The sequence below is a fragment of the Chitinophaga costaii genome (genome assembly GCF_900094705.1).
GTDB lineage: Bacteria > Bacteroidota > Bacteroidia > Chitinophagales > Chitinophagaceae > Chitinophaga > Chitinophaga costaii.
On record NZ_FMAR01000028.1, the window covers coordinates 1 to 11,990 of the forward strand.

Genomic DNA, 11,990 nt, shown 5'->3' on the forward strand with positions numbered 1-11,990 from the left:
TTTATCTGTTTGCTAACTTTTATTACGCGATCGTTTGCATCATAGGCTTGGATAGTCAATATTTGTTCATCCGGTGCAATGCCGCTTTGTAGGTTGGTAACGTGCGTGAAAGTGGAGAGTCCTTTACCCGCGAAGTCGTATAAAGTACTGTTCACCACCAGGCCTCCCTGCAGGTTGTCACTGATTGTTTGAACGGGGCGGCCTTTTTTATCGTAATAAGTGGTGGTTGTAAGCCATTGATCGGTGCCTAGTACCCGCACTTTGTTGCCAGTTGGCAGGCTATTGGTCTGGTTGCTGCTAGTGCTTACCGGGGTGGCATAGGCGCTGTTGTCAGGGTCGGCTTGGAGCTTGGAGAAATCACCTGCCTGTAGCGCTTTAACTCCAGTGTAAGTATAATTATCATAATAGGTGTAGGTAATGGGGTCGTAGCCGGTAATGTTGGGTAAGGGATTCACCACCGTTACCTGTTCGGCACTACCTTGCAGGATGGGATTGATCTGCGCGGTGAATTCCGCGTTGGTTTCTGAGTTAAAGCCATCCTGGAAAGTAATAGTTTGACGGGCTTCATACAGCGCCTGCCCGGTTGTACGTACACCCAGCACCAGGTCTGTAGGGCCTGGGAAAGTATTAGACAGGGTAATCGTTGCACCAGGTGCTGCATCCAATGTGCTTTGCAGTTGGGCGGCTGTTTGTGTAGATGGATATAAAGCGGTCATCACTGGCCGGTTTAAGGCATCATAAAATGTTGTCAGCCATTGGTGTTGGGTAAGCATGTTGGCATCCTGGGTAAAAACCAATCTATCACGGGTATCATACACCATTGCTACCGTCCCGGCCCCAGGGATTTTTTTTGCGATCAACCGGTTCTTATTGTCATAAGTGTATTGAAAGCAAAGTTCGTCCGCAACGATTTGCGGAATAACCCAGTTGGTGCTAATAATGCTTACCGCCTTGGGCGATATTACGCATCGCAGGTTATTCAGGTCGTCGTATACATAATAAGTACATAACCAGCCGCTGTGACCATCTGCGGTTCCGCTGATGGATACTTTTTTCAGGATCACATGACCTGCATTGTCTTTAAATTCCACTACCTGGTGGCCCTGTTCATCTATCGTCAGATTTTTCATCAAGGTTCCTGCGGGAAAGGTGGTGGTGGAAGTTGGAATACTTCCCGTAGCCGGCATTCTCCATATGCGGATGCCATCCGTGGTCGTATTCAGCAAATATTGTTGCTGTACAGGATGATTGCCGCCGGAAGAGGCCCAGCTATTACCTGCCGAAAAGCTTTTAAGCGTGCGGTTCAGCGGGGATGACTCAAATTGGTTTTCCTGGTACAATACCTGCTCTCCCTGGGTGCCTGGATTTAAGCTGGCATTGCTATAAAAACTTTGCTGGGTGCTGAAGGGATTGGTTTTAAAGGCTCCATCGTTCGCGCCGGTTTGAACGTAAGGCAGATATGTGTATTGCTCCCTGCCATAGCCATCGAATAGGGTGGGGGATACCAGGTCGTATCCTAATGGACTAAAACCCTTGGCAACCGTCTGGATGCTCCTGCCAAGTCCATCTCCGTACTGCGTGGTTTGTTTTACCTGTTTAACTGTATTGGCAGGGTTAACTACTACTACCCGGTCTGTGGTGATCATATTGGGTTCATACGTGCGAATATAGTTTCCGGGCATGTTTACATATGCCGCTGGTACAGTAACGGGTGTTGCGGAGGGAAGGGTATTCGCTACAGGAACATTTTGCGCATATGATTTGGCTATCCATAAAGTGCTAGCCAGTGAAACCATTGTTAGCGAACGAAAAAGGCCGGGTGCAGTTAACATGAGTACGGGATGTTATAATGTTATTTCGGGTAAAGGGCTTTTGTTGCGATGCTTGTTTAATCAATAGCATCATAAACAACCATTGTATGCCTGGAAACGCAGTGAATAAAGACGCCTGCAATAGCAAACATATTAACAATCAAGCAAATATAGCTTTGTCAAACGGAAATGCTAGAGGTATATAATGCTGGAAGATGGGTTGCTCCATCAAGTATAGTTACACAATATGCAAAAAAAACATTTAGATTTAACAAAAACAACGTTCGTTGAAAAAATAATTTTTTTTATACAAAGAATGCTTGCAAAACCGGAAGTGAAACTTTAGATTTGTTTATTGTTATCTTAAATCGTTTGTTAGGCCAGTGTACCTCACTGCTTAAATTTTTTACCTATACATTAATGTTATACTTATGAACAGACGGCTTCCCTGGCTGCTTGTATTTTGTCTGCTATCAGGTTTTTTTTCACATATTCATGCCCAATCAGTAGTAGGTGGGGATCAATTCGACTATTCTCCCAAAACCCCTGCGGTAGCTGCTATGCAAAAGATGGTAGATGTACCGATAAGTTATTATTCCGGTTCGGCAAATATTTCCATACCGTTGCATGTGGTGAATTCGAAGTCCATAAAAATTCCATTGTCGGCCAATTATGAAACTTCCGGTATTAAGGCCGACCAGGAACCGTCTTTACTTGGCTTAGGGTGGACATTAAAGGCTGGTGGCATGATTTCGCGCTCGGTGGTTGGCAATCCAGATGAGGGTTTGGTCATTGCCAAATGGAAGGATTCTTCTTATACACCATCATCCGGGTCTACCCCCGGCTATTGGCATACATGGTGGGAATCTCCCGTAGATTCTGTTGCATCAGGTTTCCGTTACTACGGAGGGTATTTCATCGACAATGGTCATAGTATCAATATCTCCCAGGTGTCGTCCGATATAACAACCCATAACCAATTAGTGAAAACAGGCCAAACCATACCCAGTTCGCTGTCTGACTGGATGTTTTATGGACTCAATGATGATGGGCCGGATTGGTTTTATTTTAATTTTGGCGATTATTCAGGTAAATTCTTCTTCGGCAGTGGGAGGGTGCCTATTATAGTTCCTTATAATAAGGATCTTAAAATTGTTCCTGTGCTGCATACTGCCCCGGCGTCCAGTAAATTTACTGATAATTACTTTGATTCCTGGGCCATTACTACGCCAGAAGGAATTACGTATTATTTTGGTGAAACAACCGCATCAAAAGGATTTGTATATTTTGGTACAGCAGGAGTACGCCCAAACTCCTGGCAGCTCACTAAAGTGGTCAATCATAATACGAAGGATAGTGTGATGTTAACGTATCTTCCCGATGTCGTTTACCATGATACAAAATCGCCCAGGCAGGATTTTATTGACCAGACAACGTATGACACCTGCAAAGATTGCGGATATGGAATTCGGGGTTGGGGAAGTGGAAGTGGGGCCGATCCAGCTATTTCAGCTATTACTACCCGTACAGAACAAGTGAACTTTTATTATTCAACGTTGAAATTGAATGGGGATACTATTGAGACTTATAATAAATTAGATTCCATTGTTGTTGGCAATATCGCCAATGGAACTAAATATAAAAAGATACAATTTGATTTTGGCCGCTTTCAGTCTGGCCGGCTTAAATTAAAGGAAGCGTTGGTAATGAACTATCAACATACCCAGGTGTTACCTTATACCTTTAATTATTACGACACATCCTTTCAAAAAATATACCGGCGTAGGGAGCACGATTCTGTACCTTTTTTCAATGGACTAGCACAGGATTTTTGGGGGTATTATAATGATGCCGTCAGTAATGCGTATGCCGGTTCATTATATTTAGCTAAAGCCATCCCTAAGGATGATTATCTTTTACCTAAAGATACATCAAGTTATACAATAAACAGATCTCCTGCATGGCCGCAAATGCAGCGGGATATCCTCAATGAGATCATTTATCCGACTGGTGGAAAAACGAAGCTCACTTACGAGCCACATACCGCCTCAGTAGGGAGATTAATGAATGGGTCGATAGGCGATTTTGAAACGTATATTATAGATCCGCATCATCATTTCAATATTACGGATACCATCGGAGGGCTTCGGGTTAAGCAAATTGCGCAAATAGACCCGGTACGGAATGATACGCTTATAAAAACATTTTCCTATACTTTGCCTGGCTCCTCCACCTCTTCTGGTTTTCTGCATATTTCTCCATCGATTATAATAGATGTAACTGCCAGTTTCCCGGATTGTGGAAATAGTTATAATCATCCTAAATACCTGCTATCGACGGATAATATCCAGACTGGTACAGGCAGCAATTACCACGTGACGTATAAATATGTTACGGAAGCACAGGTACATAATAATATAAAAAATGGATATACACGGTATGAGTTTTATGACGATACCAATACAGATTCTACCTTTTACTTTAATGTTTGTGATAATGTCAATAATAATTGTGCTATCGGTGCGTTGGATGTAATGGCGCCCTGGCAGGAAAAAAAGCCGTTGGAGAATCTTTTGTCCGGTACGCCTAAAAGCACAAGTATTTACAATAGCAATGATCAATTAATTTCCCAGGAACGTGAAAGCTATTTAGCAATTAGGTATCCTGGCATAAACCGCGTGGTGGAGCTTTCTACAATTTTAAGTACCAAAATATGTGATTACGCAGGTCCCCCACGGTTACCGATACCAGGACAGCCGAGTAATCGTATGTTGTATCCCCCGGATCAGTCTTATATGTATATGCACACATCTGTGCTTGGGAAAATGGCCGTATTACAACAACAAAAAATAAGTGATTTCTACGATCTTACGGGGCTTAAGAAAAGTGATACTACACAGTACTTTTACCAAAGCCCTAATCACATTAGTCAAACCGCCTCAAAGACAAGGGATAGCAATGCAGATACCATCGTGAGTCAGGTTATTTATTCACTGGATCTAAAGGATATAAACGGTACGGATTCATTGGGCCTGCAGATGAGAAATGCCAGCATGAACGTACCAGTGGCTCAATTTATTAGCCGGAATGGACAGGTAGTTGCAGGTGGTTATAGCCTATACCGCAGAACATCTGCTGTAGACAGCAATAGTATTTTACAGCGGGAGCAATACAAGCTCACCACCACAGTGCCACTCGCTCCTGCAACATTGAATCTTACATCAACGTACCCCAAATTATTAAATTTCCCTGCATCCTATTTTCAACGTATCAATACCCTTTCGTATGATAACGACAACAATGTTATTCAAATAATACAAAAGGATCAGAATGTTAATGGGTTTATCTGGGGATACAACAATACTGCACTCACCGCCAAGGTAGCCAATGCTGGATCTTCAGAGATTGCTTTCACCAGTTTCGAAACGAATGACAATGGCAATTGGACGGTTCCTGCTGGTGTAAGAAGTAATACCGGTTTCACCGGTCAACAATCTTACACTTTAAGTAATGGTAGTGTGTCGCTTATTATCCCCGCACCGGGTAAAAAGGTGGTAGTGTCTTACTGGAGCAACGGAGGCGCGGCAACTGTAAATGGGGTGGCGGCTACAGCAGGTCCTGCGAGGAACGGCTGGACTTACTATGAGCATCTGCTACCGGAAACCACAACAACGATTACGGTAAGTGGTTCCGTGACAATAGACGAATTGCGTTTATATCCCGCCATCAGTCAGATGACAAGCTATACCTATGATCCTTTAGTGGGCGTTACCAGTGTAACAGGTCCCGACAATCGTACTGCTTACTATGAATATGATACGTTGGAGGAACTGACCGCCATACGGGATATTGATCGAAATATTGTGAAAGCAGCAGATTATCGTCAGGCCGGTTTTGGAACTACCAGCGCAGTGTGGAGACCAGCCGGCCAGACCCGCTGTAAACCTTGCGCCGCTAATGCTGCTTATGTAACTAATGTCGTACAGTCGCTGAATGTGGATCTCAATAAAAATAGTAGCACCTGGAATACTTATCAATGGGTGGACACACAGGATACATCTATTTGTAGGGATGTTTCCGCATGGTCAAATACGGCCACCGCTACCCGCTGCCTGCTGGATGGAAATGGACAAAGTACCGGTTATCAGCAGCAGGAACAGATTGATTTAAATCCATGTAGTCCCACCTACAATACAACCAGGTGGGTGAATATATCTTTTAATACGGTTTGTGTAGCTTGCACAGGTACTGATAGGAGACTTGTTTTAGGTAATTGTGAAACAGGTCATAAAGTCTATACATTATCACAGGCCATACTTGGCAGTGGAGGTACCGTAACGTATAATTGCACCTATCATCTCGAATGGAGTGATTGTTACAAAGGCCCTGATGTAGTAGAAACTGGATTTTCTTCGCCCTGTACGATTGGACTAAGCTGTAGTGATTGGTAAAAAGCATTTGCCTTCCAGGTAAATAAATAGATTGCCTGGAAGGGGGCTTAATTGGGTGTCCTGATTGCTAAGTCAAGTTCAGTCTCTTGATGTCATTTTACTAAATTAAGATTTTTTCACCTTAACTTAATGTCCTTCAAAATAGGGCAAGATCAGAGTTTATCTAATTACCAATTATAAATACCACCACAAACCAAGTGATAGGTTTTTTCTTCTGTATTAATTTTAAATTTTATCTTGTTAAGTTGATTGATTTTATGCAATTGACTTGAGTCTAATTCATATCCATTATATAATTCGGGATCGTCTTCATTAGGGGTAACGATCTCAAGCAGTTTGTTCAAGGATATATCAATTTCGATCTCACTTATAAGTTCATCTCTCTTATTATATATATTGAGTGTTCTCTCAATCCTAACCAATTTATCTTTTAGATTAGTCATTTTTATAATATTATTTATTCAATATTTAATTATTATTAAACATTGTTGTCCGACTAAAATCGGGTAAAAAACAGAGGAATCCCTTTGTCAATAAGGGTTACCGGTTAAAAATAGATTGTCACAAAATCAGGGGGAGACAGACTCTAACTAGTTGCCATACTGTAAAGCTAGGAATATTCCCATGTAGAAAACGGAGATATTTTAAAAGGACTGTTTGTATTTAATTTGCAAGTCCTTATTCAAAATTTTATTAATCACATCAAACAGTTCACGCATATCTTTTTGGTAAAAATTCTCTATTTCAATGGTTTTGGATTTATCCTTAACACCCAATATTACCCTTTTTCGATCGCCAAACGACATGCCATCTCCCAATCTGCGGGTCATACATTCTAAATTGCGTCGCATACCATTCTAATTCCAGGCTACGGGCTTTCAATTTATATTCGTAAGGACACTCATCCAGTAGGCCGCAGATTCATTTTTACTAAGTCACATACCTAATACCTCCTTATAGCCAAAAAAATTCAATGTTACCTGAGCAACCAGGAAAATTAGTTAACTTAAAATCAGTCAATGTGTTTTAGGATTGGGTACCTTTAAAAACCTGAATCTGGCCCCTCCTTCCTCTTCCAGCCAATAATAGAGATACCAGGGAGGTCTATTTTCCAAAACCCCATTTTCGCCTCCGATGAGGAGCGAAGTGTTACATAAATACCCCGGCACGGATGATGTTTTAAAATCCAATATAACTTTCCAGTATGGATTTTCATATTTTATAACCCATGTGCCTCCACAATCGAATTCAGTCCTTGCAGCATCCTGCGGTTTAATAAAAGAAGGAGGAAAAAACTTCTTAAATGGAAAGTGCTTTCCTGTAAATGTCCCATCTTCCATAATAGTAACCGATGCGCCACCATTACCTGCCCACTTCCCGACTATCTCCTGCCGGGTAGGTGTGGGGGCACTACATCCCAAAAGTAAAAAAGCATAGACACTAAATGTCATACGGCAAATGATATCATTCATCGGAATTTAATTGTTTCGGTCCATTCAAAATCCTGTGTTGTTTTTGAAAGTGGTCCATTTGAGAAAAATTTATTTAATGGTTGACCTATGTTGTTAGACCACCAGGATGTATAACCAACCACAGGAGGATGAGTAGCGGATTCAATGGTTGAAGTGTTTGAAACATTGAACTTTACCTGGGCCGTTCCATTTTGATTGTCGATGGAAACTACCGTATAGGTCATCCCGTAAGAACCAAGATAAGTAACGGCTAAATTTCCGGTAATCCCTCCTGTTAATAAGGTTGAATAATCCCTGACGTATAATGGGACGCCTTTCAATCCTCCTAATACGTAGTTATCAGCGTATGGCTTATTTATTTCAAGGGTATTGCCGGCCAATGCCTCCGCAACCTTCTTCCTGGCGTCTTCAATATGGTCATGTTTTCTAAGCATTTCCGTAAATTTACTTCCATCCGTAAAGTGGTGCGTCCTTGCTCCTGTGCCTGTTAACCATTCCCATCCCACGGTAAAAGGCCCGGTATTATCCTGCGAATTATTCCCGCTATTTTTTTTGTCGTCACCTGGTCCTCCGTCACCTCCCTCATTTTCTTTTTGAGAATTACTGTTACTATTACCGATTCCCAGCAATTTAAGCGCCCGTGCTATATCCTCACTCCCCGTAATAGTCCAACCATCCGCATTCTCCGTTACGTCCATCCCATTTGGATCAATAGCTTTAATGGGATTATTTAAAACGTAATTATAAGGCGATATCTCGGGGTATTTATCAACGTGAGGATCTATTACATTCCATTCCCCGAGTTGCACGTCATACATTCTTGCCCCATAATCACTCCACTCTAACCCGCTTCCATCGCTAAATTCTCCACTTTGCAACTCTTTGCCATTATACTTGTAATGATTCTCCTGTTTCCCGATGGCCTTACTACTTATCCCCGCCATCGTCAACCCAAACGGATAATAATGCGTCTCCTCCAGCAACGGCCCACTGGTATGATTTACCACCAGGTTATCAAAATACACATCCTGATTGCTCTCGTTACTCGTGTAAATATATAAAAAGCCCGTCGTTTTAATGACCATCGGCGTAACCGCCAGCGTTTGCAACACCGAAGGACTGGCCTGCACCTGCCGGTTCCCGCTATTGGTGCTCACCATATTGAACTGGTCATCGAACAATACAAAATTCAGGTAGGCCTTGGGCTTGCCAGCGGCGTTCTCGCTGGTCGGTAGTTGTTTCAACTGGCCAAACAGGGTGCTGTTCATATCGGCCGACATCGGCGAGCCACTACCGGTACCCATGTGCGCACCGTCTGCCACACTGCCACTGCTGAATGCCTGCAGTAAAGCGGTAACCACATCAGCCACAGTAGCATAGGTATTATTAGCAGCCGTGCTGGTATAATAGGCCTTGGTACCAATCGTAACGGTATCGCCGGCCATTACCCGCAGCACCAGCGAGGGGCCTATCTTCTGGCCGCTCTGGGCATTGAGTTTGGCCACATAGGCATTGGGGTTGGTGCTATTATCAGCAGGATAGCCGGTTGGCAAGGCCGTCCGGGTATTATTGATATTGCTGAACAAGGCATTCTCCACCGCACTGTTGCCGGTCTCCATGGTAGCCGCATACACGGTCGTATCACTTTTGGAAGTCAGCACCTCCCGTATATTGCCTAGGTGGTCTTTTAAGAAGTAATCGAACACGAATCGCGGCGCCTGCCCCGTTTTGGTAAGCAACCGGATGCGGCCTTCTTCGTGCGGCAGGAACTGCAGGTTATCGTTCTCATAAACGGCCCCAGCCACGTAGTCTGTGGTGGTGACCTTCGCAGGAGTTACCGTATTGTCCGTTACGATCTTTCGCAGTTTGGTACCGGCGGCATCATACACATATTGGATCGTTCCCTTTGCCGTAATGGTGACCTGCTGCGGCAGGTTCAGGTGATTATAACTTATGGCGGTAATGGCTTTGTTTTTGTCCGTAGAAAGATTGCCATTGCCATCATAACTATAATCGGCCGTATCGATTTTAAACGCTGGGAAGCCGCCCGCTCGGTCATACCGGCGCTACGGGCCATTGCCGAAACGTCCAGCTTTGCTTTATAATGGCCGGACAGATTTGCCAACACCTTTTTTAACTGTCGTTGTTGGCAGCCCTCAAATACAAAGGGATAAAAGACCGGTGTACCACCAACAGGGGCCAGCTTACCAGTCATGCGGACAACGTACTGCTCGATGCCGCCATCCGTGCCAGGCCGGGTTATTCCGAAAATGAACTGGTGTATCTTAGCAAAGTAATCTCCAAAAAGATTGTCAGAGACGTTCTCAATTTTAATGGTTTTGCGTTTATAATCCTTGTCAAGCGTTTTTATAATTGCTTCGGCAGTGTAGGCCCTGGACCTTCGCTGTTTTAAATCAGCCGCGTAGGGCTTTATTTGGGGAGCATCCATTCCTGCCAACCACTCCTGCATTTTCATTACGTCCAGCTGCTCACCTTTTGCTTTGATCATTAAAGGTCGATTTTCGTTTTTCTGCTCGCACGATTTCCGTTACCCGCTTCCTGCGCTTTGTCAAAGCACTTGGCAAATATTGGTAGCCTTCAACTATTTTTGATACCGCTACCTCACAGGTTTTTTTCTTATTATAAGAAAGGAATTTGATGGGGAAGCCAACTCATAGACGTATTTATCACCGTTTTTTGGAGCATCAAACTGATTCTGATATTTTTTATTATTCAAGTTATATATTTTAATAATGTTATAATAGTCCGCCAACCATTGTTTTTTCATTTCAATTTTATAAAAGCGGTATTCATCTTTGGGTTTATAAACAGCGGTTCTAAACTCCAAGAAAATACTAGTCGTACTTTTGTCTGTTAATAAATCGAGTTCTCCTTCATTGAATGTTAGATTTCCTGGATAATAGAGTGGTTCCAAGGTTTTTGTGGAATCACCATTCCTAACAATAATTTTAACTCCAGATATCGATTGAGATATTTGTTCATCAATTACTAGAATTAAATCGATATGCTTTCCTTTGTCCTGTCCTTTTGCAGAATGGAGCATGCAGGTTAAAAAAAGTAAGAAAAAAAAATTCTTCATAAGGTCAATATTAATGTGATACAATTTTATTAACGGCTTTTTCTGTTAGCGAAACCTGTTCTTTTCCATTACTATTATATAGGACAACCCCATTGGGCCTATAAGTACCCTGAATCTCCCCCCGTTCATTTTTTGTAACGTTCTCAAGAACTCCCAACGGGCCAACAATAATATTCAAATTAAATTGACTAAACGTCGTAAGGTCCTGCTGTGATGGGTTATTAGCAGACTGGCCGTATACTCTATCTCCATCTACAAGCGGTTTTACTGGATGAGAATGGATAGTTGCCTGTACAGCAGATGCAGGGTCCCCTGGCCATACCTTTGGAAGTACATCGGGTGCAGTCTGTACACCATTCTCAATAGTCGGCTCTGGGCCTGTGACAGACTCCGCAACATAGCCATTTCTATTGACGATAGAAGCCTCCTCTTTTTGCCCTCCGTTTGAAGTAGCGCGTTTTAACACATCCAAAGCAGCAGCTAAAACTTTATCACTAGGTAAGCCTACAGCACTTTTTAAATTCGAAACTTGAGTTGTCCCCTTCTCCTTATCGGTTTGCGCCACCTGTTTTGCTTCCTGTTCATCAGCAACAACATATTTTTTTTGATCCGCGTTGCCATCTGATCCCAGATGGTCTCCATTTTTATTATAAAAATCGCCGGGAGACATTCCGTCTATGTCAATAAATCTTATTGGATTATCGAAGGCATAATTATAAGGAGAATGACGACGCATTTTTTCTGATAGTGGATCCATTGACGTAAACCTTCCTACTGCAGGGTCATAAAATCTGGCTCCATAATCATATTCCTCTAATCCATTTCCATCTGCAAACTCCTCACTTTGCAACTCCTTCCCATTATACTTATACCGGTTATCTAACTTTAGCAAGGCGTGACTGGATATCCCCGCCATCGTCAACCCAAACGGATAATAATGCGTCTCCTCCAGCAACGGCCCACTGGTATGATTCACCACCAAATTATCAAAATACACATCCTGCCCACTCTCATTACTCACGTAAATATAAATAAACCCGGTGGATTTAATAGTCATTGCACTAACGGCCAGCGTTTGCAGCGCCCCCGGCGATGCCTGTACCTGCCGGTTTCCACTATTACTGCTCACCATATTGAACTGGTCATCAAACAATAC

Annotated in this window: 9 protein-coding genes; 1 reads left to right on the forward strand and 8 read right to left on the reverse strand. The window is 42.9% G+C overall.

Going from position 1 to position 11,990, the window contains the following annotated elements; translation table 11 throughout:
• On the reverse strand, window positions 1–1,832 hold a 1,832-nt coding region (locus GA0116948_RS20400; RefSeq protein WP_249260579.1), incomplete at its 3' end, for a DUF6443 domain-containing protein.
• A gap of 410 nt (window positions 1,833–2,242) precedes the next feature.
• On the opposite strand from GA0116948_RS20400, the gene GA0116948_RS20405 reads away from it, so the two are divergent.
• Complete coding sequence (locus GA0116948_RS20405) at window positions 2,243–6,262, forward strand: hypothetical protein (RefSeq protein WP_089715687.1); 4,020 nt, start codon at window positions 2,243–2,245, stop codon at window positions 6,260–6,262.
• A 167-nt stretch (window positions 6,263–6,429) separates the two neighbouring features.
• Here the strand turns inward: GA0116948_RS20405 and GA0116948_RS20410 are convergent, their stop codons facing one another.
• From GA0116948_RS20410 to GA0116948_RS21540, 7 genes are all read right to left on the reverse strand, one after another.
• Window positions 6,430–6,705, reverse strand: a complete 276-nt coding sequence (locus GA0116948_RS20410) for a DUF7683 domain-containing protein (protein ID WP_089715689.1) — start codon at window positions 6,703–6,705, stop codon at window positions 6,430–6,432.
• 201 nt (window positions 6,706–6,906) lie between these two features.
• Entirely contained in the window at window positions 6,907–7,092 is a 186-nt protein-coding gene (locus GA0116948_RS20415; protein WP_089715691.1) for a hypothetical protein, read from the reverse strand.
• 186 nt (window positions 7,093–7,278) lie between these two features.
• Entirely contained in the window at window positions 7,279–7,734 is a 456-nt protein-coding gene (locus tag GA0116948_RS20420) for a hypothetical protein (protein WP_089715693.1), read from the reverse strand.
• A complete protein-coding gene (locus GA0116948_RS20425) occupies window positions 7,731–9,623 on the reverse strand; it encodes an RHS repeat-associated core domain-containing protein (RefSeq protein WP_205686190.1) in 1,893 nt (630 codons plus the stop codon). The genes GA0116948_RS20420 and GA0116948_RS20425 overlap by 4 nt, the downstream gene beginning before the upstream one ends.
• Before the next feature lie 62 nt (window positions 9,624–9,685).
• Window positions 9,686–10,243, reverse strand: a complete 558-nt coding sequence (locus tag GA0116948_RS20430; RefSeq protein WP_089715695.1) for a hypothetical protein — start codon at window positions 10,241–10,243, stop codon at window positions 9,686–9,688.
• A gap of 108 nt (window positions 10,244–10,351) precedes the next feature.
• Window positions 10,352–10,834, reverse strand: coding sequence for a hypothetical protein (locus GA0116948_RS20435; protein WP_089715697.1), 483 nt, complete (start codon window positions 10,832–10,834; stop codon window positions 10,352–10,354).
• Window positions 10,835–10,844: 10 nt separating this feature from the next.
• Window positions 10,845–11,990, reverse strand: a 1,146-nt coding sequence (locus tag GA0116948_RS21540; RefSeq protein WP_211434883.1) for an RHS repeat domain-containing protein, incomplete at its 5' end; no start/stop codon positions are given.

Excerpts from the sequence above, each read along its gene's own strand:
- GA0116948_RS20435 (WP_089715697.1), bottom strand. The coding sequence starts at position 10,834 with ATGAAGAATTTTTTTTTCTTACTTTTTTTAACCTGCATGCTCCATTCT.
- GA0116948_RS20410 (WP_089715689.1), bottom strand. The coding sequence starts at position 6,705 with ATGACTAATCTAAAAGATAAATTGGTTAGGATTGAGAGAACACTCAAT.
- GA0116948_RS20415 (WP_089715691.1), bottom strand. The coding sequence starts at position 7,092 with ATGACCCGCAGATTGGGAGATGGCATGTCGTTTGGCGATCGAAAAAGG.
- GA0116948_RS20420 (WP_089715693.1), bottom strand. The coding sequence starts at position 7,734 with ATGAATGATATCATTTGCCGTATGACATTTAGTGTCTATGCTTTTTTA.
- GA0116948_RS20430 (WP_089715695.1), bottom strand. The coding sequence starts at position 10,243 with ATGATCAAAGCAAAAGGTGAGCAGCTGGACGTAATGAAAATGCAGGAG.
- GA0116948_RS20405 (WP_089715687.1), top strand. The coding sequence starts at position 2,243 with ATGAACAGACGGCTTCCCTGGCTGCTTGTATTTTGTCTGCTATCAGGT.